The sequence below is a fragment of the Spiroplasma endosymbiont of Lasioglossum malachurum genome, assembly GCF_964020065.1.
Classification (GTDB): domain Bacteria; phylum Bacillota_I; class Bacilli_A; order Mycoplasmatales; family VBWQ01; genus Spiroplasma_E.
Genome location: NZ_OZ026534.1, coordinates 790,396 through 816,817, shown reverse-complemented (window position 1 = coordinate 816,817; position 26,422 = coordinate 790,396). Strand labels below are relative to the sequence as shown.

Here is a 26,422-nt window from a genome sequence, read left to right as displayed (position 1 = left end):
AGTCATTTAATTATATTTACTAGAATTAATTAAACATAGTTATTTTTGTAAGTTACACAGATTACTAAACATTACCAATACTTCAAATTGCAGTAATTGTTAAACTTTCAGCGACTGTTCTAATTTCTTTATCGGTTTCAACAATTCTTTTTGACATGTCAAAATCTTGTGTTTCCATTGCTATTAAAGCGTCTTTATGTTCTTTTTTTACTTCTTTTAATAAAGTTAATAAGTTTTGTTTTAAATTTATGATATCTAAATCAAATCTACGGTTAATTATTTTCATTTTTTCCTCCTTTCTCTATAATTAATTATATATATTTTTAACCAAATCTGCCGGTAATATAATCTTCTGTTCTTTTATCTTTTGGTCGTGAAAATATTTTTTTAGTATTATTATATTCAATGACTTCTCCATTTAAGAAAAAAGCAGTTTTATCAGAAATTCGTGCTGCTTGTTGCATTGAATGAGTAACAACAATAATTGTAAAGTCTGATTTTAAATCATTCATTAAGTCTTCAATTTTAGATGCGGCAATCGGATCTAGAGCTGAAGTTGGTTCATCCATTAATAGTACTTCTGGTTTTAGGGCAATAGCACGAGCAATACATAAACGTTGTTGTTGGCCGCCTGATAATGATAATGCTGAATCAAATAAATGTTGAGCAACTTCATCTCATAAAGCCGCTTTTTTTAAAGCATCTTCGACAATTTGATTTAGAATCTTTTTGTTTTTAATGCCTTGATTTTTTGGACCATATGCAACATTATCATAAATTGACATTGGAAAGGGATTAGGTTTTTGAAATACCATTCCAACTTTAGTTCGTAATGAAATAATATTTTTTTTATTTTCATAAATATCTTCATTATTGAATAATATTTGTCCATTAATTTTAACACCATCAATTAAATCATTCATTCTATTTAAAGTTCGTAGTAATGTTGATTTGCCACAACCACTTGGTCCAATAAAAGCGGTTACTTGATTACGACTTATTTCTAAATTTATATTAAATAAAGCCTGTTTTTTACCATGATTATAGAAGAAATTTAAATTTTTAATAGTAAAAACATAATTACTTTTTGGAATATTTTCTATATTTGATAAATTATTTGATTTGTTATTTGGTTTTTTCTTAAATTTATCTTTCACTTTTAAAAAGTAAGGTTTAATCACATTTACTTTTCTTTTTTTATTGCTATTCGCTGATTCTTTCTTGCTTTCATTTTTTCTTTTAATGCTAAATTGTAAAGGTAAGTGCAACTAAATTATTTTTCTATCCAAATATTCGATTGGTGAAAGATAATTTAATATTTTTCTCGGTCTTTGATTTAAAGACAATATAAATTTATGAACTTCATTTTTATTAGTTTTTGAAAAAATAAATTTTTTAGGAAATTTTTCTCTAATTAAACCATTAGTATTTTCATTAGTACCTCTTTGTCAAGGTGAATATGGATTGGCAAAATAAATTTTTACATCTAAATTTTTTTCAAGTTGTTGTCAATTTGAAAATTCTTTGCCACGATCAAAAGTAATAGTTTTAACAATGTTTTTAGGAAGAATTGATAAATAATAACTGACATTTTTATTAATAACTTTAGTAGTTCTGTTTTTAACTAATATTGCTAAAGTAAATCGTGATACTCTTTCAACTAAAGTTATTAAACATGATTTGCTTTTGCCTCTTGATGATACTATAGTATCTCCTTCTCAATGACCAAGTGTTATACGATCATTAACATTTATATCTCGTTCTTTAATTGATTTACCATTAAACTTGCCACGATTTTCTTTAGATTTTCGTTTTTTACCTTTTCTTCTTAAATTTTTACTAGTAACTTTATCAAGCATTCCAAAATAAATTCAAGTATAAATTGTTTTAAAACTAATAACTCACTCTTTATGAAAATTTTTAATTCTGCCATAAATTTGTTCAGGTGATCAACCTAATAGTAATTTTTGTTGTACATATTTTACTAAATTCTTATTTTTAAACTTATGAAAACTAATATGTGATTGTTTTCGATTTTCAGCTTTATTTTGTGCAATTAATGAAAAATAATGATTATTATCTTTATTTCTATTAATTTCTCGAATAATAGTACTAATACTTCGATTAAGATTTTTAGCTATTTCAATAATTTTAAATTTAAATTTCAATTGATTCTCAATATAAATCCTTTCATCTATGCCAAGATGTTTATAACTCATATAAAAAATCCTTACTTTTTTCTAAACTAAATTTAGCATTATGAAATTTTTATATGAGAATTTTTTGCAATTTTATTTACTTGCACTTACAAGTATAATTCAGCGCCATCTGTAACTCACTCTTTCTAGTCATTTAATTATATTTACTAGAATTAATTAAACATAGTTATTTTTGTAAGTTACACAGATTACTAAACATTACCATTTATAAAGATATATGTTTAGTTTGATTTTCACTTTCTTCTTCAAAAATAGTAATATTATTAATATTAATCTCTTGTATCTTTTTTTCAATGGTTTTGAAATAATCTTTCTATTTGAAAAAACTGTTGATGTATTTTTAGTTGGTTGTTCAACAGCTATTATTTTAGTAGTAGATGTAGTAGTTTGATAATTAGTAGTGGGGTAGTACATATAGTTTGAATCCATAGGTTGTAAATATTGATATTCATTATCAAAATTATTACTAAAGAATTTGATACAGCGGTTTCATAACATTTTCTTTTTTTCCTTTTCTTTTTAAATATTTGAACACTATCTAAAACTAAATAATTGCATTATTTAATTTTAATAGTTTATAATTATAATAATAGCAAAGTTTATTTAAAGGTGAATATAATGTTACGTAGTAGTAATATTTTAAAAATTAATAGTATTAATAATTTTGAACAATTATTTATTTTTTTTGGTTTACCAGTTCTTTTTTTACTTTTAATTATGAAATTAACTTTTTTAATTACTATTAATTTTCATAAAAATAGTATTAATAATAAAAAAATATTTAATAAAACAAAAATCATTATTCTTCAATTTAGTTTATGATTTTTAGCACAATTTTGTTTATTTTTATTACCAGTTCAAGAAATGGTAATTAATATTAATTTTTTAGATTTAGAAAGTTTACCAATGCTATCATTGATTTCGATTTTACATTTATTTATTTGTTTTAGTTTTTTAAGCCGTAATAATAATCAAATTATGAAAGTGATGCGTTTTACTATTTTGTCAATTATTATAATTGCTATTATTTTACAATTTAATTTTACTATGATTAAAATATCATTACCATCAATAAATAACTTTATTTCAGTACTAATTTTAGTGTTCTTTTACTATTGATTAGGTTTCTTTTCATGAAAAATGTTTAGTGATAATTTATTTACAATTTTTAATTTAATTAAAAAAACTTGAGTAACATTATTTAGTAATTCTTCATTACCCAATATTATTAATAAACAATTTCCAGTAAAAGCATATACTAAAACTAAAATTATCATTTTAACATGGCAATTTAAAAAACAAATGTTTACTAATTTTGACCACCAAGTTTCTATTACTGATAATAATAAAAAACTTTTAATTGCTATTTTTAAGAAGAATTTAACTTATTTTTTAAGTGCCCAATTAACACTACTTATTACTAAAACTATTCAAGATTTAAAAACTTTAATTAATGGTTGAAAAATGGCTTTAATTCAATAACTTTTTTTGTTTTAAAATTTAAAAGAAAGGAAGAACGAATATGAAAAAACAATCATTTTTGCTTTTTAAAAATGCGTTTAAACAAGCATTTCGTAATAAAATTCAATTAGTTGGTTTAATTGTTTTAGTATTATTATCATCAACTATTTTTTCATTAATGCAAACAAGTTTAGCAAGAATTTCTGATGAATATTCAACATTAGTTGCAAAATCTAATTTACATGATTTTGTTATTGATTTATCTAATACTACTCCAAAAACTATTTCTAATAAAATCTCAACATCAACAACTGCTGTTGATGAAAAGAATAATTTTGATATTAACAATATTGCAAATGATGCTGGTAATGAATTTATATGAGATCGTGTTGAAGGCAGAACTATGCAATTAGATAATAATAGTAATCCTAGAATTTTAAAAATATTAACTTATAATCAAGATGCTCGTATTGATAAATTAATCATTAGTGATGGTTATCAAATAGGAGATAGTAATAATCCAGATAAAACTCCAAGTTGAAAACAGGTAGTTATTAATAAAGAATTTGCTCAAAAAAATAATTTGCATATTAATGCTACAATTCGTGTGCAATCAGATCAATTAGGAAGTAGTTTAAAAGTTTTAGGATATGATTTAAATGATGCTGCTTATAGTAGTTATAATTGATTAAAAATTGTTGGATATGGTGTATCTGCTGATTTCACAACCCCAATTATTGATCAAACTACACCAATTCCAAATAAAACTCGTGAAGGTTTATTATACGTTGATCCAATGCAATTTGGTTTAAGTAAAAGGTTAGAAAAAAATAATTATATTTGATCATATGATAAAGCTAATGAAAAAATCACAATTTCTTCTGATAATGATCGCGAAATTTATTTTGTTGGAAAATCAACAATAGGTAAAATTAATGATATTAAATTAATTTCACAAAGTTTAAGAAGTAAATATATTAATACTATTGATTCTGATGCTGCTTTAGTATATAAGTTAGGAAATAATAAGTATACGTTTAATAATCGTACTGCTACTTTGAATGCAACTATTATTGGATTTAAAAGTTTATTAATTGGTTTATTGTTAATTGTTTTAATTATTACAGGAATTACAGTAATATTAATTACTTATAAAAATATTGATAATTCACGAACACAAATTGGAATTTTAAAATCATTAGGTTATAGTAATATTAAAATTTTAATTACATCTTTAGCTTATCCAATGGTAGCAGCACTTATTGGTACTATTTTAGTGTTTTTACCAGCAAGTGGTTTACAAGTAATTATAGTTCAAACATTTGCCAACTATTTTAATCTAAATTTTGGTCATTTTATTTTTAATGGTTTAGGATTTATATATTGTTTAATTTTAATATTTGGTTTTTTATCAATTATTGCATGAGTTATTAGTGCTTTAATAGTTATTAAAAAACCAATAGATTTAATTAAAAACGAATCAGCTACTGTTAATTCTCGCTTTAGTCGAATTATTAAAACAAAAAGTATTAATCGTGGATTTTTAACAAGATTCCGTTTATCACTATTTACATCATCAATTGGAAAAATGGCAGCAGCATCATTAACTATGTTTTTAGGAACAACTTTAATGACAACATCTATTATTGGTCCAAAAATTATGGCTGATAATAAATTACTTTCTTTTACTGGTATGAATTATCACTCCTTAGTTGAATATGACATTCCGACTTATAATTCTCCATATAGTTTTTATAAAACTTATAATCCAAATAATAAAGATGATTGAACTTATACTTCTACTGTTGATAGTACTACTGGTGATACATATTGACATCCACCACGTTTTGATAATTCTGGACCATTAAATGATACTTTTGTTAAAGAATTATTAGAAAATAATATTAATGCTGAAGCATATGCTCCAATGTCAGATGAAACTAATCCCGGTGCTGCTATTAGTGATTTAGGATATACTGGTTTAACGTATTTAAATGGTAAAATGCTTACTAAAAACTTTTTAAATGGATTAGATTCTAGTGATATTAAAGATGCTTCTGTGATTGTTGGAATTATGGTACAAATGGCTTGACCAAATGCATTACCAATGTATGACACAGTTTTAAAAAATACTAATATTAACAGTTTTTATAGTGAGAATACTTATAATATTATTAGAAAATTTTATCAAAACTATCGAACAACAGTGGCAATGAATATTAGTGGTACGATTTCGAAGACTGGTAAGATTAGTACTAATCCTAATGATTTAGATATTACAAAATTCAAAGATTGAGCAAATACTAATATTCCTGCTTACAAAAATGCCTCAAGTAAGGGTCCTACTTTTATTAATCATATTGATAATTTAAGTTTTGATACTAGCGATAAATTATATCCGTGACATTTAACTAATGAAACACAATTATTGAATAATAATGCATCTGAAATTAGTGACAAAGAGCGTGATAGTTGAATTAATAAAGTTGGAATTTGATTTGGTGCTTTATTTTATAATAGAATGGGACAAACTGTAGTGCAAGGTGCTTATACTAAAAGCCCATATTTTATTCGTCAAAATATTGCCAAAGCTTATAGTGATCCCAATGCTCCTTTTAATGTTGCTTTTAATGTTGTGCCTTTTGATAAAGAAACTGATGAATTAGGAACTTACTTTATTGGTACTCCTGAAAAATTATTTAAACAGAACAAATATTTAATGAAAGTTTATGGTTTACAAAATCAACAACAGTTAGGCAAACCTTCAATGATGCAATTATATGATGCTGGAGGTTCTTCATTAAATCCACTTTTAGAACAAGAAAATAGTGATGATAGTATTAGTCTTGTTATTAATCAAACAATTGCTAAACAATTAAATTTAAAAATAAATGATGAATTTAAAATGAGTAGTAATGGTAATACTATGAAATTTAAAGATAATAATAAATTGAAACCTTTTGATTTGGAAAAAATTAATATTGATAACATTGTTGGTGATAGTAAAAATGTTAATAATGTTACATTATTAAAACAACAAACTGGTTATACACAAGTTGATGAGTTAAAGGATGGAGCTTATGATAATATGGGTATTAATGCTACAAATATGTTAAAAGAAGTTACTGCTGGTAAGGTTGTTAATTCTTATAATGATAAGATAAGTTCTAAAACACCAACGTATAAAGTAGTTGGTATATATAATGGTTATGGTCAACCTAATGCTTATATTAGTAAAACTAATGCTGATAAAGTTTTATCATTTAATAAAACAAAAGAATTTTTATTTTTATTATTTAAAAAAGAATGAGAAGACAAAAAAACAACTTGTGATGTTGATTTTGGTAAATTAAAATCATTTAATGAATATCAAAATTTTCTTAATCAATTAAATGATCCCATTATTTATAAACTTAATCAAATATTTGAAAATGAAAATCCAATCTTTAATTTTAAATTTTCAAATTCGCAATCATTATCAGATATAACTAATTCATTTTCAACTTCGCAAATGTATGGAGATTACAGTGCTTTTGGTTTAAATGGTGGTACTGATGGTTCTGGTACTTATCAAGGTTATGGTGCAGGTAGTGCTGTTAATATTACGCCACAAGATATCCATCATCAGTTGTTAAATCAAATTACTGCTTTAGTTGATACAGTATTGGTTGCATTTATTATCTTTTCATTAATCATTTCGTTCTTTATTATTTTATTAACAAGTAATTTAGTAATTTATGAAAATCGTAAAACAATAGCAACAATGAAAACACTTGGTTATAGTGATGCAAAAATAACTAATATTGTTATTGGTATGTATTTACCAGTGATTGCTGTTATGTTTGTTATTGGTTTTCCTGTAGGATGAATAATTGTTAAGTTTATTCTTAACTATTTAGCTGCTAATACAACATGGGTTTTACCATTATTCTTTGTTTGATGATTACCGCTTGTGGTTGGTTTAATTATCTTTGGCATTTATGCAACAACCTTTATTATTGATTGATATGCCATGAAGAAGATTAATCCAATTAAAACTTTAAATGAAATTGATTAAAAGCAGAAAGGAATAAAAACATGAAAAATGATAAAAAAACACTAAAAATTCAAGTGAACAAGTAACTAAAAATAAGTTAGAATCTAGTTTTACAAAGAAGTCAGTATCTAAAACCGAAGGTACAATACCACCAGTAACTCATAAATCTCATGATAAACCAGAATCAAAGGAAGAAATAGAAGCTAATAAAGCTAAATTACAAGCTTTTAAAGATAATCAAAAAGCAATTAAAAAATTAACAAAAACTCATTCAAAAGAAATTTTAGCAGGTAAAATTATATCAATGACTAATAATACTCCTGATACTCAAACTAATGTTATTGAATTATTTGATGTTAAAAAATCTTACTTAACTGGAGACTTAGAATATGAAGTATTAAAAGGAGTTAATTTAAAAATTAAATTAGGTGATTTTGTTGTTATCTTAGGACCATCGGGAAGTGGTAAGACAACATTATTAAATATTATTTCGGGATTGGATAAACCTAATACTGGTGATGTTTTTGTGGCCGGATACAATTTATCTTTATTAAAAGATAGTCATTTAACTAAATTTAGACGAGATAATGTTGGTTTTATTTTTCAACAATACAATTTATTAACTAACTTAACTGCTCGTGAAAATGCTGAAGTTGGTGAAAATCTTGCTAAAAATAAAAATATGAGTATTGATGATATTTTTCAAGTTATTGAAATGGATGAACATATGAATAAGTTTCCAAGTCAATTATCAGGTGGACAACAACAAAGAGTATCGATTGGTAGAGCACTAGCAAAAAATCCGACAATTTTATTTTGTGATGAGCCAACAGGAGCACTTGATGAGGAAATGGGGCGTAAGGTGTTAGAAATTTTATTGGATGTTAATCGAGAATATAAAACATCAATTATTATGGTTACTCATAATCCTAACTTCCAATATGTTGCAAATACTGTTATTAACGTTAAAAATGGTAAAATTATTAGTGTAAAGAATAATGAAAAACCAATGAAACCAAATGAAATAAATTGATCATAAGAAAAGGGTATAGATGGGGGTTGATTTAATAAATATAAGAAAAATGCATATTTTTATGCATTTTTCTTATATTTATATAGAGTAAATACTTGTATAAAGAAAAAAATATTAAATTATAATAATCTAATAGAAAATACTATATTTTATTTAGTTGCTAAATTGTAAAGGTAAGTGCAACTAAATTATTTTTCTATCCAAATATTCGATTGGTGAAAGATAATTTAATATTTTTCTCGGTCTTTGATTTAAAGACAATATAAATTTATGAACTTCATTTTTATTAGTTTTTGAAAAAATAAATTTTTTAGGAAATTTTTCTCTAATTAAACCATTAGTATTTTCATTAGTACCTCTTTGTCAAGGTGAATATGGATTGGCAAAATAAATTTTTACATCTAAATTTTTTTCAAGTTGTTGTCAATTTGAAAATTCTTTGCCACGATCAAAAGTAATAGTTTTAACAATGTTTTTAGGAAGAATTGATAAATAATAACTGACATTTTTATTAATAACTTTAGTAGTTCTGTTTTTAACTAATATTGCTAAAGTAAATCGTGATACTCTTTCAACTAAAGTTATTAAACATGATTTGCTTTTGCCTCTTGATGATACTATAGTATCTCCTTCTCAATGACCAAGTGTTATACGATCATTAACATTTATATCTCGTTCTTTAATTGATTTACCATTAAACTTGCCACGATTTTCTTTAGATTTTCGTTTTTTACCTTTTCTTCTTAAATTTTTACTAGTAACTTTATCAAGCATTCCAAAATAAATTCAAGTATAAATTGTTTTAAAACTAATAACTCACTCTTTATGAAAATTTTTAATTCTGCCATAAATTTGTTCAGGTGATCAACCTAATAGTAATTTTTGTTGTACATATTTTACTAAATTCTTATTTTTAAACTTATGAAAACTAATATGTGATTGTTTTCGATTTTCAGCTTTATTTTGTGCAATTAATGAAAAATAATGATTATTATCTTTATTTCTATTAATTTCTCGAATAATAGTACTAATACTTCGATTAAGATTTTTAGCTATTTCACTAATTTTAAATTTAAATTTCAATTGATTCTCAATATAAATCCTTTCATCTATGCCAAGATGTTTATAACTCATATAAAAACTCCTTACTTTTTTCTAAACTAAATTTAGCATTATGAAATTTTTATATGAGAATTTTTTGCAATTTTATTTACTTGCACTTACAAGTATAATTCAGCAATAATGATCCAATATCAAAAGCAGTAGATTTATTATTAGAAAATACTGAAGATTTAACAACAGTTTTTAAAGAAGGGGGTTTATATAAAGAATTAACAAAACGTTTAGTTAAAAAAATGTTGAATTCTGAGATGCAAAATTATTTAGGATATGAAAAAAATCAACATAGTAATAGTGACAATGCTCGTAATGGTATAAGTTCAAAAAAATTAATAACTCAACAAGGTAAAATTGAGATTGATGTACCACGAGATCGTAATAGTAATTTTACTCCTGTAATAGTGCCAAAAAGACAGAGAAGATTTGATGGTTTTGATCAACAAGTTCTTTCCTTATATGCAAAAAGGTATGACATTATCAGATATTAGAATGCAGTTACAAGAGTTATATCATGGTGCTGATATTAGTGAAAGTGTTATTAGTCAAATTACTGATGATGTGATTGATGATGTCAAAGCATGACAAAATAGACCATTAGAAGGCATTTATCCCATTGTTTATTTTGATTGTATAGTAGTTAAAGTACGACAAGATAAACGCATTATTAACAAATCAGTTTATATAGCTTTAGGTGTTGATTTAGAAGGTAAAAAAGATGTTTTAGGTTTATGAATTAGTGAAAATGAAGGCGCTAAATTTTGATTAGCAAATTTCACAGAAATGAAAAATCGTGGCTTAAATGATATTCTTATTGCTTGTAGTGACAACTTAACAGGCATGTCAGAAGCAATACAATCAGTTTATCCTAAAACTGAATATCAATTATGTATAGTTCATCAAATCAGAAATAGTTTAAAATATGTTTCATACAAACATCGAAAATCACTAGTTACAGATTTAAAGCCAATTTATAATGCATGTAGTGAAGAACAAGCAATGCAAGCTTTAGAATCATTTGAAAGTAAATGAAATAAACACTATCCTCAAATTGCTAAATCTTGATATAAAAATTGAGATAATTTAATGATTTTTATTAGTTATCCTCCAGAAATCAAAAGAGTGATTTATACTACAAATTCTATTGAATCTGTTAATAGTCAATTACGAAAAGTCATCAGAAATAAAAAAGTTTTTCCAAATGATATGGCAGTTTTTAAAATATTTTACTTAGCAATTGAAAATATAACAAAAAAATGAACAATGCCCATTCAAAATTGAAATACAGCAATTGCTCATTTTATGATAAAATTTGAAGACAGAATTAATCTGAACTAGTACTTTGTAAAACAAAGAAACACAGATTACTAAAAAGCCTCATAATAATCATTATTTTTCATTAATTGCACAAAATAAAGCTGAAAATCGAAAACAATCACATATTAGTTTTCATAAGTTTAAAAAAAAGAATTTAGTAAAATATGTACAACAAAAATTACTATTAGGTTGATCACCTGAACAAATTTATGGCAGAATTAAAAATTTTCATAAAGAGTGAGTTATTAGTTTTAAAACAATTTATACTTGAATTTATTTTGGAATGCTTGATAAAGTTACTAGTAAAAATTTAAGAAGAAAAGGTAAAAAACGAAAATCTAAAGAAAATCGTGGCAAGTTTAATGGTAAATCAATTAAAGAATGAGATATAGATGTTAATGATCGTATAACACTTGGTCATTGAGAAGGAGATACTATAGTATCATCACGAGGTAAAAGCAAATCATGTTTAATAACTTTAGTTGAAAGAGTATCACGATTTACTTTAGCAATATTAGTTAAAAACAGAACTACTAAAGTTATTAATAAAAATGTCAGTTATTATTTATCAATTCTTCCTAAAAACATTGTTAAAACTATTACTTTTGATCGTGGCAAAGAATTTTCAAATTGACAACAACTTGAAAAAAAATTAGATGTAAAAATTTATTTTGCCAATCCATATTCACCTTGACAAAGAGGTACTAATGAAAATACTAATGGTTTAATTAGAGAAAAATTTCCTAAAAAATTTATTTTTTCAAAAACTAATAAAAATGAAGTTAATAAATTTATATTGTGAGGCTTTTTAGTAATCTGTGTTTCTTTGTTTTGCAAAGTACTAGTTCAGATTAATTCTATCTTCAAATTTTATCATAAAATGAGCAATTGCTGTATTTCAATTTTGAATGGGCATTGTTCATTTTTTTGTTATATTTTCAATTGCTAAGTAAAATATTTTGAAAACTGCCATATCATTTGGAAAAACTTTTTTATTTCTGATGACTTTTCGTAATTGACTATTAACAGATTCAATAGAATTTGTAGTATAAATCACTCTTTTGATTTCTGGAGGATAACTAATAAAAATCATTAAATTATCTCAATTTTTATATCAAGATTTAGCAATTTGAGGATAGTGTTTATTTCATTTACTTTCAAATGATTCTAAAGCTTGCATTGCTTGTTCTTCACTACATGCATTATAAATTGGTTTTAAATCTGTAACTAGTGATTTTCGATGTTTGTATGAAACATATTTTAAACTATTTCTGATTTGATGAACTATACATAATTGATATTCAGTTTTAGGATAAACTGATTGTATTGCTTCTGACATGCCTGTTAAGTTGTCACTACAAGCAATAAGAATATCATTTAAGCCACGATTTTTCATTTCTGTGAAATTTGCTAATCAAAATTTAGCGCCTTCATTTTCACTAATTCATAAATCTAAAACATCTTTTTTACCTTCTAAATCAACACCTAAAGCTATATAAACTGATTTGTTAATAATGCGTTTATCTTGTCGTACTTTAACTACTATACAATCAAAATAAACAATGGGATAAATGCCTTCTAATGGTCTATTTTGTCATGCTTTGACATCATCAATCACATCATCAGTAATTTGACTAATAACACTTTCACTAATATCAGCACCATGATATAACTCTTGTAACTGCATTCTAATATCTGATAATGTCATACCTTTTGCATATAAGGAAAGAACTTGTTGATCAAAACCATCAAATCTTCTCTGTCTTTTTGGCACTATTACAGGAGTAAAATTACTATTACGATCTCGTGGTACATCAATCTCAATTTTACCTTGTTGAGTTATTAATTTTTTTGAACTTATACCATTACGAGCATTGGCACTATTACTATGTTGATTTTTTTCATATCCTAAATAATTTTGCATCTCAGAATTCAACATTTTTTCAACTAAACGTTTTGTTAATTCTTTATATAAACCCCCTTCTTTAAAAACTGTTGTTAAATCTTCAGTATTTTCTAATAATAAATCTACTGCTTTTGATATTGGATCATTATTATTAAAGTTATCTTTTTTAGCCATCTGTAACTCACTCTTTCTAGTCATTTAATTATATTTACTAGAATTAATTAAACATAGTTATTTTTGTAAGTTACACAGATTACTAAACATTACCTATATTGTCTTTAAATCAAAGACCGAGAAAAATATTAAATTATCTTTCACCAATCGAATATTTGGATAGAAAAATAATTTAGTTGCACTTACCTTTACAATTTAGCATAATGAAATTAATAAATTAACTAAGAAGTCATCATCAAGTCGTAGTAGGGTTACTTGTCGTGATTGAAAAGAAGAAAGTAATAAAGATAATTATCATGATGGAAATTGACCAATTGCAATTTTAGGTTTTTAAAATAAATGGTATATTGTCTACCGAAAGAAAGAGTTGTAACTATTAAATAAAAAGTGATAAAATAATATATATATGTATTTGTGATTACACAATAAAAGAAATTGAAAAAAAGTAATAAGTAAGAGAGGATTTTAGCATGGAAAGAAAACAAAAGATAGTTGTTATAGGTGTTAATCATGCCGGAACAACAGCACTAAAGGCAATTATGAGGTCTAATCCAAATAGTGAAGTAGTAGCATATGATCGTAATGATAATATTTCATTTTTAGGATGTGGAATTGCGCTTTGAGTTGGTAAAGAATTTACTGATCCAAAAGGATTATTTTATGCCACAATTGAAAAGTTAAGAGCATTAGGTGTTAAAATTAAAGAAAAACATGAAATGATTAAATATGATAGTAAAGCTAAAATTGTTACTATTAAAAATTTAGATACTAATGAAATATTTACTGAAAGTTATGATAAGTTAGTATTAGGGATTGGTTCATGACCAATCTTAAATCCAGGTGGTAAAGAAATTCCCGGTTTAATTGCTCATAAAGATGGCGTAGTTGTTAAAGATACTTTAAATGGTGTTAAATTAACAAATGGCATTCATTTATCAAAACTATACCAACATGCTCAAGAAATTATTTCTGATTTGAGTAAACCAGAAGTAAAAAAAGTAGTAGTAATTGGTGCAGGTTATATTGGTATTGAATTAGTAGAAGCTTTTTATAAAGATAAAAAAGAAGTTACTTTAATTGATTTTGAAAATCGTATTATGCCTCGTTATTATGATGAAGAATTTACAAATGATGTTGAAGCAGATATGAAAAAAGTAGGAGTAAAATTACAATTAGGAGAAATTTTACAAGAATTTATTATTAAAGATGATAAAGTGAGTGAAGTAAAAACTAATAAAGGAACATATAAAGCTGATTTAGTAATTATGGCTGTTGGTTTCTTACCAAATACTGCTATCTTGAAAGATGAGAATGGTAAAGTTCAACTTAGCTTAGATCCCCGTGGTGCAATTGAAGTTAATGAATATTTTCAAACTTCAGATCCTAATGTTTATGCAATTGGTGATTGTATTAATATTCGTTCAAATGCTTGAAATAAAAATGTTAATATTGCCTTAGCAACTAATGCTGTACGTAGTGGTTTAATTGCTGGATTAAATGTTGCAAAAACAGATCCTAAAACAAGAATCGCCTTTCCTGGTGTTCAAGGAACAAATGCAATTGCTGTTTTTGGTTGAAAACTATGTGCTACTGGTTTATCAGAAGTTTCTGCAAAAGCAATTTTAGGATCTAATAATGTAGAAGCATATTTTTATCAAGATACAGTGTTTCCACCTTTTATGAGTGAAAATCATGAAGTAAAAATTAAAATTATATGAGAAAAGAGTTCTCGTCGTATTGTTGGAGCTGAAATTGGTTCAACTCATGATCATACAGAAACAATTGCAATGTTTTCATTAGCAATATTGAAAAAGGTTACTATTGATGAAATTCCATTAATTGATATGTATTTCTTACCACACTTTAATAAGCCTTATAACTTTGTTACTGCGGCAGCACTTTTAGCAACAGGAATTTTAACAAAAGAAGATGTTACATATCCAGATCCATATTTAAAAGGTAAGAAAAAATAGATTGCCTTATCAAATTAATTTTGAGAGGAATAAAATATAATGGTTAGTAATAAAAAATATTTAAAACTTAGAGCAAGAATGACTTTACCAGTTAAAGAAAGTAAATATAAAATTGCTTGATGATTAAAAATTATTTTGATATTTACTTTTCCATTATGGATTATTCCTTTTTTAATTACTAATTTTTTTATTGGTTTGATGATGCGAAATGTTATGGAAAATTTTCAACGAATTGGACGAAGTACTAATCCAAATTTTGCTAAAATTGATCTCAATACTTTGAGTTTTTATAATCGAGATATGGAATTACAAAATACTCTACAACTAATGATTGATGATAGTAATTGGGATATGATGGAAGCACAAGATATGATGATAACTACTTATGATAATCGCTTGTTATCAGCTTTTTTCATTAATAATCATCAATCTAATAAAAATCATAAATGAATAATTGCAACTCATGGTTGACAACAAAATCGCTATAGCATTTTATATTTAGTTAAACATTTTTATGAACAGGGATATAGTATTGTTACTTATGATACAAGAGGTCATGGTAGTAATAATATCCATGATGCAATTACTTTTGGTAATAAAGAAGCAGATGATTTATATGCTGTTATTTTAAGTCTTAATAATTATTTAGCAGAAACAGATTTTAAACAACCTCCTAATATTACTTTAATTGGTAATAGTATGGGTGCCAGTACTGTTTTGGAAACAATATCTCGATTTGATACTGGTAAATTTGGTGTTAAATGTGCAATTTCTGATTGTGGATTTGATAGTTTTAGTCATATTATTAAAATTATGGGTAAACAATACTTTAACCTTCATTGATTTTGATTTTATTATGGTGTTAAATTTTTCTTTAGGTTAAAAGATAAATTTAATATTAATAGTATTGATCCTATTAATAAATTAAAATATTGTTCTTCAATTCCTGTATTATTTATTCATGGTAATGATGATGAAACTGTACCAGCAACAATGGCACAAAAAATGTATGAAGAGAAAATAAATTATGAAGAAGAAACAATAAGTGAATTATTAATTATGCCATCTGCTAAACATATAAGAGCCGTCACTACCGATTATGATACATATTGCAAAACTACTTTAAAATTTGTTAATAAATGAACAAATTTTAAAACCGAAGATAAAGGAAATTAAATTAATAATGATTTATTATATTAATAATAGCAAAAACCCATATTTTAATTTAGCAGCCGAAGAATATTTGATTACTAATCCTTATATAACTGATGAAATCTTATTATTATGACAAAATAATAATACTATTGTTGTTGGTAGAAACCAAAATACAATTGAAGAAATTAATAATGAATATGTAAGAACAAAAAAAGTTAATGTTGTACGAAGATTATCTGGTGGTGGAGCTGTTTATCAAGATTTAGGAAATTTAAATTTTACTTTTATTCTTGATAAAAATAAAGATAATGCTCGTAATTATGCTCTTTTTACAAAACCAATAGTTAATGTTTTACAAAATCTAGGTTTAAATGCTCAATTTAGTGGTAAAAATGATATTTTAGTTGATGATAAAAAAATATCGGGTAATGCCCAATATACATATAAAAATCGAATTTTACATCATGGTACTATTCTTTTTAATGTTGATATGCAAATGTTACCAAAAGTATTAAAACCTGATTTGGATAAATTAAAATCAAAAGGTATTAAATCAGTACAAGCACGAGTAACAAATATTTTACCATTATTAAATCCACCAATAACAATTGAAGAATTTCAAAATTTAATTATTGAACAATTAAAAAGTACAAAAAATACAAAGATTATGGAATTTTCTGAAAAAATGATTGCTGATATTGAATCATTAGCAAATACTAAATATCGAACTTGAGATTGAGTTTATGGTAAATCTCCAGATTTTGATTTAAAACATAAAACACTTTTTCCTAGTAAAGGAACTATTCACGTTTGAATGAATGTTAAGGCAGGAATTATTGAAAATATTAAAATATATGGTGATTTCCTAGGCTCAGCAGGTACTACTAGTTTAGAAAAAAAACTAGAAAAACAAAAATATAATGTAGCAACTATTACTAATATCATTGAAAATGCTAATATTAACGAAATTTTTGGTAAAAATTTTCTTGCTGAAGAAATCATAAAAAGTATCATAAAATAATGAATAAAATTCTTATTTATGATATCCTTACTTTTATAACTAATATTAAAGAGGAAATATGAAGAAATATTTATGGATTTTATTTATAATGTTTATTTTTATAACACCAATTAGCAATGTTATTACATTTTTAGTAAATAATAGTTTTGATCAAACAAATAGTATAAATGATATTTTTTATCCAACACGTGGTTGACCAAAAAAAGATAGAAATCAATTAAATGTTTGACAATTTTTATATCAAGATGCTATTGATAAAGTAGGTAAAACTAATGATAATATTGTTAATGGTTTTAATAATTTTTATCTTGCTGAATTTGATAAATACCGTGATTCAGCAAGTAAAAATGCTGGTAAACCTGGCTATGATGAAATTGGTATACCAACAGCAGATATTAATGATTATATTAATAATAAAATTATTCATTCACAATCAATGCAAATATACATGGCCTTAATATTGCGAACATATTTTATTGAGTTTACTATTAATAAAATTAATGTTCCAAGTAGTAATTATATTAATGCAAATGAATATTTAAACTTATGAGTTATGAAGTATTTTGAAGCTGGTTTTTATTTTCAATGAGTAAAAATTTGAATTCAAGATTTAGGTAGAACAATTGAAAAATCAATTGATATTGATTTTTATACTTTTGATAAATATTTGGAACGAAATAACAAAGGTGAATATATGTGAAATAAACCACCCAGTGACAATACAGTAAAGCCACTATTAATTTTAGATTCTGATATGAAAAAAATGTTTAATCAATTATATGAAGAAATTTTAAATAATAATTTACAAGGAAAATAAAAATGATTATTCTAGAAAATATAAGTAAAAATTATGGTAAAAATCAGGTTTTAAAAAATATTAATTTAGAGATACCTGCTTCACAATCGCTTGCTATTTTAGGTGCTAATGGTTCTGGTAAAACTACTTTGGTTGAAATTATTTCACAAGTTTTAAAACCAACATCAGGTAAAGTATTATTTCTTGATGATGTTGGTAAAAAGGTTAGTCGGAAAATTGGTGTTCAATTTCAAGAAGGTTATTGACAAGTTGGTACACGAATTATTGATTTAATTAAATTTTATAAAAATAAAAAATATATTAAAAGTGAAGAAGGCAAAGGATTAATTGATGTTTTTGAGTTAAATGATATTTTGAAAAAAGAAATTTCTTTACTTTCGGGTGGTCAAAGACAAAGATTTAATTGTTTTTTATCAATTTTAAATGATCCTGAAATTTTAATTTTAGATGAGTTAGTTACTGGTTTAGATTTAAAAATGCAAATTAAACTTGTTAATTTTATTAAGTCATGAAAAGAAATTAAAAAAATTAATTTATTAATTGTTTCACACACACCAGAAGAAGTTGAATTACTTTGTGATCGGGTAGTAATTTTAAAAAATGGTGAAATTTATCAAGACCAAAGTATTGATGCAATTATAAAAAAATATGGTAGTTTACGTAAAATGATGGTGGAGTATTATCAAAATGAAGTTAATGGTAACTAAAGAATTATTCAAACAAAGTACTGTTTCTAAATTTTCAAGACTTTTTTCTTTAATTTCAAAAGTAATTTTTGGAAATCCTAGAACTTATATTTTTGTATTTTTATTAGGTTTTTTAATTTCTGCATTATCATTGTGATTATGAAATAATTATAGTTATTATCAAATTTTACTCCCCATTTTGTTAAATTTTTTATCAATATCAGTTTTTATTTCATCTTTTTATTTAGGAATATTTATGATTGAATGGCGAAAGAAAAACTTTTTAAAAAGAATAAAAATAATTGGTATTAATGAATATTATATTATTTTAACAATTTTTTTATCAAATTTAATAATGGTATCATTATCAGTAAGTATTAATATTATTTGTTATAATATTTATTCTTTAATTTCAATATTTAATTTTCATCTAAATTTACTTTCTAATATTAGATGATTTATTTGAATTTTCTATATATTTGCTATGATATTATTAACATTTTTTTTAACAGTTGCTAACATATTTATTACAACATTTTTTTCTAAGTTTAATTTATCATTTGTAATGCTTGCTATTTTTACCATATTTTTCATTATTTTTTCGGATGTTTTAATTCAACCAACAGTAACTAACAATAATTTAATATTTATTGTTATTGGTTATTTGTGTCCAACTAAATATTTTATTTGGTTTAATATGTTGATTACTTCATATCAATTTTTAGATTCACTAGGAATAAGTCAAATTATTCAAAATTATAATGAAATATCATTTGTTGTTTTTACTAGTATTTGGCAAACATTAATTGGAATCTTGATATTTACTATGTTGTTTTCTTATTTATCAAAAAGATTTTTTAATTGAGGAATGAAAGGATAAAAATTGATGAAAAAAATATTATTACTTTTTAGTGTTTTTAGTTTAATTTCTGCTCCTGCTAGTTTAGTAGTTGCTTGTAATATTGGTAGTTTAGATGGTAGTGATTATTTAAATGGTTTACCAAATTTTGACTGAACAAATTCAGATTATGGAGATGGTATTAATTTTGATAATACTAACTCGCAAAATGTTATTAATAATATTGGTAATATTAATGATTTGGGAAATGTTAAACCAAGCAATACTGATCATTATTTAAATTATTCAAAATTTAATACTGGTTTTCAATGAACACAAAACATTAAAAAACAAGCAGTGACTGGCATTCCTTTAAATAAAGGTTTTATGCCTAATGGTAATTATGCTTCTGATTTTGGAATAACTTCTTCAGCTCGAAAATATTTAAGAATGAATTCAATTTTAGATTGGAATCCACAAAAAGACTATGATGCAAAGTATAATTGAGCAACAGTACCTTTACAGAAACGTCAATTTGTAGCAACATACAACTCAAGTAACCAAGATGAAAATATTAATTATAATCAACTAGGATTTTCAACACGAAAACATCGTACTTTTGATAATACAATAGTGGGGACAAAAAATCCATTTGAAAATACACCATTAAATTGACAATATACTAATTATTTTATTAATTGGTCAGGTTCTTGATTTGAAGGACCAATTGTTCCACCACCAGCTGATGTTATTGATAGTGCACACATTAATGGAACACCAATATTTGGTAATCTTTTTCTTGATGGATATCATGGTTTAACAAAAGAAATTTTAAAAGATTTTCTTAGTAAAAATAGTGATGGTACTTATAAAATAGTTGATATTTTAATTAATATTGCTAATTATAATGGCTTTGATGGTTGATTTATTAATAATGAACCAAACGGTGCTGCTCCCAATGGTACAGTTTTAGATTATAATGTTATGGCCGAAATTATTAAAGAGTTTAATTATAAAGTAGCTACTGCTAGTGATCCAAATATTCAATCATTAAAAATAATTTTTTATCGTAATGGTGCTACAGTTTCAAAAAGTGTTAGTGGATATAATGATATAGAAACATTAAAAATGGCAGATAGTGGTTATCGTAAAACTAATGGTGAAGTTACACCAACTGATATTCAATTAACTTTTGGTGAAACACCAGATAAAACAACATCATTTTTAACAGATTATCCAAATTATAGTGGTAAAAATTTAAATACTATTCTTGATGCTGGAGCTAATGCCCAATTTTTTGGAAGTTATGATTTTTGACAATTAGGTTATACAGAAACAATGATTGCTGGTAAACCTCAATATAATAAAAATGTGTATACTGGAATTTCTGATTTTTTAGATAATGGTGCTGGAACATTTGGATCGTATGCTTATAATTGAGCTAAAAATCATAATGTTAATGATACTAGAGCTTATTTATTTGCGACACAAACAACAAATTTATTTAATAATATTCAATTTTCAGGAACAAATACTTTTATTAGAAATAATAATATTGGTATGCAAGCAAATAATAATGCAAATGATTATCAAAGTTGAAATGCAAGTGATAATTATCAAGAGGCAGCATTTATATCGGATCCTAGAATAAAAACTGCAGTTACTAAAGGAAAGCCAAATCCATTTGTAAAAGATACTATTTATAATTATTTAACTAATAATGGTTATAACTCATCAAGTTATGGCATTGGTGATTTAGTTAAAGAACGAACTACTTTATTTGATGATAATCAAATTTTAAATAAGAAAACTAATTTTTCAATGGGTAGTGGTATTAAATTTGTTAATCATGATCAAAATGGTAATAGTATTGTTGCTAATGATTATCCATGAACAAATCGTAGATTAACTGATATTTTACCAACTTATCAATGAAAAATTTATGATGATGCTCATCCAGAACAACCATTAGATATCTCTAAAATTTCTGGTTTTTATGATTATGATCAAGTGTATGAAAAAGGAAATTCAATTGCTATTGGTTCGGGTTTTAATGAAGAAGGTAGTATAGTTAATGGCGATTGAAATACAAATAAAGTTTATGATTGAGATATTATGGGAACTAATTTAATTAAAAATGACCATCAAATTAGTTTTATTTATAATACTAATAGTGATAATAATGCTAAAGTTAATTTTTTAGTTACTACTACTGATCAAAAATCGTTAATAGCAAACCGTCAAACTTTTTCACCAAATAATGAAGAAAAGTTACAAGGTGGTTGAGTTAAAATTACTTTAGATTTAAAGAAAATTGGTGGTATTAATACTTTTAATCGTATTTCTAAATTAGGATTACAAATTAAAGCAACTAATAATAATTTTAAGTTTAATGTTGGTGAATTTGAAATAAATAGTCCAACAACTAATAATCAAATCAAAGAAAATACAGTAATTTCAAATCCAAAATCAGAATATGTAATTAATCGAACAGTTAATAATCAAATATTATACAATGCTCGTTTTCAATGAGATGCTGTTAATATTGAAAATTTAAGTTATTATGCTATTTATTATTTTGATGAAAAAAAATGATATCGTATTGGCGAAACTAGTCAAAACTATTATTTTTTAAAAAATTTAAAATCTATTCATAATCAGTTAAAATTAATGATTAAACCAGTTTATAACAATAATGTTATTTCTCAACAATCATTTGTGTTTAATATAGAAATTTAAAGGTGAAATATGAAAAATAAAAATAGTATAGTAATTTTTAGTCATTGTATAAGTTATATGTTTAAAACGATTTTAAAAACATTTAGAACTTATATTTACTTTTTAATAATGCCTGTTATTTTACTTAGTTTAGTTTATTTTTTAACATCACAGTCAATTATTAAATATAATCGTTATATTATAGTTTCTAGTTATATTTTATTACCAATATTATTTAATATTTTTTTAATTGGACATCTTATTTGTCAATGACGCGAATCAGTTTTTTTAAAACAATTACACAATTTTGGTATCAATAAGATTGCATTTATTTTAAGTTTATTAATTGTTATTTTTGTTATTTCTTTTTGTACAGTATTTATATTACTTGGATATTTATTTTTTCTTGAACAGTTACAAGGAACTAATATCATGACAGTATGAATATTAGCAATGAAAACTTTTTCACAATGATTTGGTCTTATATTTAGTATTAGTCTAAATATTATTGTTATTTTTTTCTTGGCTTTATTAATTTCTGGTTCTATAAAAAATCCTTATATAATTCAAACAATTAATATAATTATTTTTTTAACTTCTATTTTATTTGGTGATTTTTTTATTGATATGACATATACAATTTCAACACCAACCATTATTATTGGATATTTTGTACCACAAAAATATATAACTTGAATTAATTTTATTTTTTATAGTCAAAGTGATAAAAATTATTATAATTTTTTTCAGATTGTTCCTTCAGTTGATTATAAACTATCATTCACCAATATTTATCAACCAGTATTTTCTTGCCTAACATTTATTGGTTTGTTTGCTGTTGGATCATATTTTTCTTTTTTACATGGTACTAGAAAATAAGCAATTAAACAAAATATATTCTTATTTTTTAATTTTTAAATATTCAATAAGTGTATTTAAATATTGAATAATATATTATTTTTATAATTAAAAAAAGAAAAATTATGAAATTTAAAAATAAATCTTGAAAAAAAATATTTTTTAAGGAAAATTAGATTGTAACAAAAAAAGGACACGGTATATAAGAAATAAAACTAGTTATTTTTTTAATCAAATATGGATTTGATACAAATTTGTTAGATAGGAGAGACTGGGAAATGAAGGTAATAAATGATTCTGTTAGTGACGAAATTTTAATGAATGGTTATCAAAAATTTTGTTATTCTTTTAGCAAAATTTTATTAGTTATTTTATTATTTCCTTTTGTTTATTTTTATTCAAAAAAATATCAAAAACAATTTTTTAAATTTTGTTTTACTTATCAAAAAGAAGGAAATGTTAAAATTAATGATGATCAATTAGTTGATATTAATAGTTTTGATTATCATTATTATGATTGTAAGATTAAAGAACTTAATAAATATGGTTATCCAATTGATTGAAAAAAAGAAAATTATCAAGAATTTGTTATTAAAAATAATAATAATGAAGATATTAGTTGTTTAGCTGTTATTCAAAAAAATAAAAGCAACAAATGAGTTATTGGTTTTCATGGTTGAACTGAAAATAAATATTTAGCTTTAAGGTTAGTGTCTTGATTTTATCAAGAAGGATATAATATTTTAACATTTGATAGTGTTGCTCATGGTAAAACTTATGGTCAATATAGTGATACTGGTCTTACTTGTGCGCAAGATGTTAATTGTTTAATTAATTGATTAAAGACTAATTATCAAGTTGAAACAATTGGTTTAATCGGTAATAGTATGGGTGCATCAACAATTAATTATTATTTGTTGAATTATGCACCAATCAGTTCAATTAATTGAGCAATTACTGATTGTGGATTCTCTAATCTACTTGTTCAATTTCGTTACGTCATGCAATATCGTTATAAAAAACCTTGATGATTAATTAGTAATGGTATATCTAAAAGATATCAAAAATTTACAAATACAAATATTTTAGAATATGATTTATTAAAAAAACTAAAAACAGGATTTAAAGTTCCTACCTTATTAATTCATGGTAAAAAAGATGATTTTGTCCCATTTTTCATGGCTAATGTTATTCATAATTTTCAAATTAAAGGTAATAATAAAAATTATAATTATTTATTTTTAGAAAATATTGGTCATGTTGAAATTTTGCCAAATGCTCATCAAACTTATATTAATGAGATAAAAAATTTTATCAATAAATATGAAATGAATAATAATTAGATAGAGTTAAGAAAAATTACTATAGTCTTAATTTATTCATTGAACATTTTTTATTTTATTTTAGGGGGTAAAAATGAAAAAAAATGCAAATTGTTTAATAATAGAAAAAAGAGATAATATATACATAATTAGTCCTACACCCAAATTACAAGATGATATGGGTATGGCGTGTTATGTTAAATATAATACAGAAAATGATGTAGTTAATAAAAATGATTTAGTATTAACAGTAGAGGCTTCAAAAGCTATTTTGCATGCGCGCAGTCCACTAACAGGAAAGGTTTTGGAATATAATCAAAGAGCAATTGAAAATCCAACTCTTTTCAATTCAAAAAAGTCTAAAGATAATTGAATTTTGAAATTAACAGATGTAGTTGAAAAAGAATTTTTAGAACTTGAAGATAATTAAAATTGATTTACAAATTTAATAAAATTGGAGGAATATTATGATTTTAATTGAACCTATTTCGAGGCTTTTTAGTAATCTGTGTTTCTTTGTTTTACAAAGTACTAGTTCAGATTAATTCTGTCTTCAAATTTTATCATAAAATGAGCAATTGCTGTATTTCAATTTTGAATGGGCATTGTTCATTTTTTTGTTATATTTTCAATTGCTAAGTAAAATATTTTAAAAACTGCCATATCATTTGGAAAAACTTTTTTATTTCTGATGACTTTTCGTAATTGACTATTAACAGATTCAATAGAATTTGTAGTATAAATCACTCTTTTGATTTCTGGAGGATAACTAATAAAAATCATTAAATTATCTCAATTTTTATATCAAGATTTAGCAATTTGAGGATAGTGTTTATTTCATTTACTTTCAAATGATTCTAAAGCTTGCATTGCTTGTTCTTCACTACATGCATTATAAATTGGCTTTAAATCTGTAACTAGTGATTTTCGATGTTTGTATGAAACATATTTTAAACTATTTCTGATTTGATGAACTATACATAATTGATGTTCAGTTTTAGGATAAACTGATTGTATTGCTTCTGACATGCCTGTTAAGTTGTCACTACAAGCAATAAGAATATCATTTAAGCCACGATTTTTCATTTCTGTGAAATTTGCTAATCAAAATTTAGCGCCTTCATTTTCACTAATTCATAAACCTAAAACATCTTTTTTACCTTCTAAATCAACACCTAAAGCTATATAAACTGATTTGTTAATAATGCGTTTATCTTGTTGTACTTTAACTACTATACAATCAAAATAAACAATGGGATAAATGCCTTCTAATGGTCTATTTTGTCATGCTTTGACATCATCAATCACATCATCAGTAATTTGACTAATAACACTTTCACTAATATCAGCACCATGATATAACTCTTGTAACTGCATTCTAATATCTGATAATGTCATACCTTTTGCATATAAGGAAAGAACTTGTTGATCAAAACCATCAAATCTTCTCTGTCTTTTTGGCACTATTACAGGAGTAAAATTACTATTACGATCTCGTGGTACATCAATCTCAATTTTACCTTGTTGAGTTATTAATTTTTTTGAACTTATACCATTACGAGCATTGTCACTATTACTATGTTGATTTTTTTCATATCCTAAATAATTTTGCATCTCAGAATTCAACATTTTTTCAACTAAACGTTTTGTTAATTCTTTATATAAACCCCCTTCTTTAAAAACTGTTGTTAAATCTTCAGTATTTTCTAATAATAAATCTACTGCTTTTGATATTGGATCATTATTATTAAAGTTATCTTTTTTAGCCATCT

At 24.3% G+C, this 26,422-nt stretch carries 19 protein-coding genes and 1 pseudogene; 14 read left to right on the top strand and 6 right to left on the bottom strand.

The genetic code is table 4. The features are described 5' to 3' along the window. Window positions 1-64 precede the first annotated feature (64 nt). From AACK95_RS04520 to AACK95_RS04510, 3 genes are all read right to left on the bottom strand, one after another. Window positions 65-286, bottom strand: a complete 222-nt coding sequence (locus AACK95_RS04520; RefSeq protein WP_338979589.1) for a hypothetical protein — start codon at window positions 284-286, stop codon at window positions 65-67. 37 nt (window positions 287-323) lie between these two features. Continuing rightward, window positions 324-1,103 carry a phosphate ABC transporter ATP-binding protein PstB gene (pstB, locus tag AACK95_RS04515; protein WP_400255247.1) on the bottom strand — a complete coding sequence of 260 codons (780 nt, stop codon included), beginning with the start codon at window positions 1,101-1,103 and terminating at the stop codon, window positions 324-326. Between the two features lie 165 nt (window positions 1,104-1,268). Next, complete coding sequence (locus AACK95_RS04510) at window positions 1,269-2,219, bottom strand: IS30 family transposase (RefSeq protein ID WP_338979587.1); 951 nt, start codon at window positions 2,217-2,219, stop codon at window positions 1,269-1,271. Between the two features lie 618 nt (window positions 2,220-2,837). Here AACK95_RS04510 and AACK95_RS04505 point away from each other — a divergent pair. The 3 genes from AACK95_RS04505 to AACK95_RS04495 all read left to right on the top strand — a co-directional run bounded on the left by AACK95_RS04505 (window position 2,838) and on the right by AACK95_RS04495 (window position 8,755). Then, on the top strand, window positions 2,838-3,701 hold the full coding sequence (locus tag AACK95_RS04505) for a hypothetical protein (RefSeq protein ID WP_338959718.1): 864 nt from the start codon (window positions 2,838-2,840) through the stop codon (window positions 3,699-3,701). 40 nt (window positions 3,702-3,741) lie between these two features. Next, window positions 3,742-7,737 carry an ABC transporter permease gene (locus tag AACK95_RS04500; RefSeq protein WP_338979585.1) on the top strand — a complete coding sequence of 1,332 codons (3,996 nt, stop codon included), beginning with the start codon at window positions 3,742-3,744 and terminating at the stop codon, window positions 7,735-7,737. A 175-nt stretch (window positions 7,738-7,912) separates the two neighbouring features. Further along, window positions 7,913-8,755, top strand: a complete 843-nt coding sequence (locus AACK95_RS04495) for an ABC transporter ATP-binding protein (RefSeq protein ID WP_422397166.1) — start codon at window positions 7,913-7,915, stop codon at window positions 8,753-8,755. A 177-nt stretch (window positions 8,756-8,932) separates the two neighbouring features. Here AACK95_RS04495 and AACK95_RS04490 read toward each other — a convergent pair whose 3' ends face one another. Continuing rightward, the gene (locus AACK95_RS04490; protein ID WP_338979395.1) at window positions 8,933-9,883 is read right to left on the bottom strand and encodes an IS30 family transposase; all 951 of its coding nucleotides are present in this window, start codon (window positions 9,881-9,883) and stop codon (window positions 8,933-8,935) included. Between the two features lie 116 nt (window positions 9,884-9,999). Between AACK95_RS04490 and AACK95_RS04485 the strand changes: the two are divergent. Beyond that, window positions 10,000-11,203, top strand: a pseudogene (locus AACK95_RS04485) (IS256 family transposase). Between the two features lie 25 nt (window positions 11,204-11,228). Then, window positions 11,229-12,131 carry an IS30 family transposase gene (locus AACK95_RS04480; RefSeq protein ID WP_338981022.1) on the top strand — a complete coding sequence of 301 codons (903 nt, stop codon included), beginning with the start codon at window positions 11,229-11,231 and terminating at the stop codon, window positions 12,129-12,131. Here the strand turns inward: AACK95_RS04480 and AACK95_RS04475 are convergent. Further along, window positions 12,024-13,262 carry an IS256 family transposase gene (locus AACK95_RS04475; protein WP_338981020.1) on the bottom strand — a complete coding sequence of 413 codons (1,239 nt, stop codon included), beginning with the start codon at window positions 13,260-13,262 and terminating at the stop codon, window positions 12,024-12,026. The two genes, AACK95_RS04480 and AACK95_RS04475, sit on opposite strands and share 108 nt — an antisense overlap. Before the next feature lie 470 nt (window positions 13,263-13,732). Here AACK95_RS04475 and AACK95_RS04470 point away from each other — a divergent pair, with 470 nt between their 5' ends. The 9 genes from AACK95_RS04470 (at window position 13,733) to AACK95_RS04430 (ending at window position 25,080) form a co-directional block, all read left to right on the top strand. Then, a complete protein-coding gene (locus tag AACK95_RS04470; protein ID WP_338979582.1) occupies window positions 13,733-15,235 on the top strand; it encodes an FAD-dependent oxidoreductase in 1,503 nt (500 codons plus the stop codon). 39 nt (window positions 15,236-15,274) lie between these two features. Then, complete coding sequence (locus tag AACK95_RS04465) at window positions 15,275-16,411, top strand: alpha/beta hydrolase (protein WP_338979580.1); 1,137 nt, start codon at window positions 15,275-15,277, stop codon at window positions 16,409-16,411. A gap of 7 nt (window positions 16,412-16,418) precedes the next feature. Further along, complete coding sequence (locus AACK95_RS04460; protein WP_338979579.1) at window positions 16,419-17,411, top strand: lipoate--protein ligase; 993 nt, start codon at window positions 16,419-16,421, stop codon at window positions 17,409-17,411. A gap of 88 nt (window positions 17,412-17,499) precedes the next feature. Further along, window positions 17,500-18,228, top strand: coding sequence for a hypothetical protein (locus tag AACK95_RS04455; RefSeq protein ID WP_338979577.1), 729 nt, complete (start codon window positions 17,500-17,502; stop codon window positions 18,226-18,228). A gap of 2 nt (window positions 18,229-18,230) precedes the next feature. Continuing rightward, window positions 18,231-18,935 carry an ABC transporter ATP-binding protein gene (locus AACK95_RS04450; protein ID WP_338979576.1) on the top strand — a complete coding sequence of 235 codons (705 nt, stop codon included), beginning with the start codon at window positions 18,231-18,233 and terminating at the stop codon, window positions 18,933-18,935. Window positions 18,936-19,800: 865 nt separating this feature from the next. Then, window positions 19,801-22,491, top strand: a complete 2,691-nt coding sequence (locus AACK95_RS04445; protein ID WP_338979574.1) for an endo-beta-N-acetylglucosaminidase — start codon at window positions 19,801-19,803, stop codon at window positions 22,489-22,491. A 9-nt stretch (window positions 22,492-22,500) separates the two neighbouring features. After that, on the top strand, window positions 22,501-23,349 hold the full coding sequence (locus tag AACK95_RS04440) for a hypothetical protein (protein ID WP_338979572.1): 849 nt from the start codon (window positions 22,501-22,503) through the stop codon (window positions 23,347-23,349). 257 nt (window positions 23,350-23,606) lie between these two features. Beyond that, window positions 23,607-24,671 (top strand): alpha/beta hydrolase, encoded by a 1,065-nt coding sequence (locus AACK95_RS04435; protein ID WP_338979570.1) that lies wholly within the window; start codon window positions 23,607-23,609, stop codon window positions 24,669-24,671. 73 nt (window positions 24,672-24,744) lie between these two features. Continuing rightward, on the top strand, window positions 24,745-25,080 hold the full coding sequence (locus tag AACK95_RS04430; protein ID WP_338979568.1) for a hypothetical protein: 336 nt from the start codon (window positions 24,745-24,747) through the stop codon (window positions 25,078-25,080). A 101-nt stretch (window positions 25,081-25,181) separates the two neighbouring features. Here the strand turns inward: AACK95_RS04430 and AACK95_RS04425 are convergent, their stop codons facing one another. Next, entirely contained in the window at window positions 25,182-26,420 is a 1,239-nt protein-coding gene (locus AACK95_RS04425; RefSeq protein ID WP_338981018.1) for an IS256 family transposase, read from the bottom strand. Window positions 26,421-26,422 lie beyond the last annotated feature (2 nt).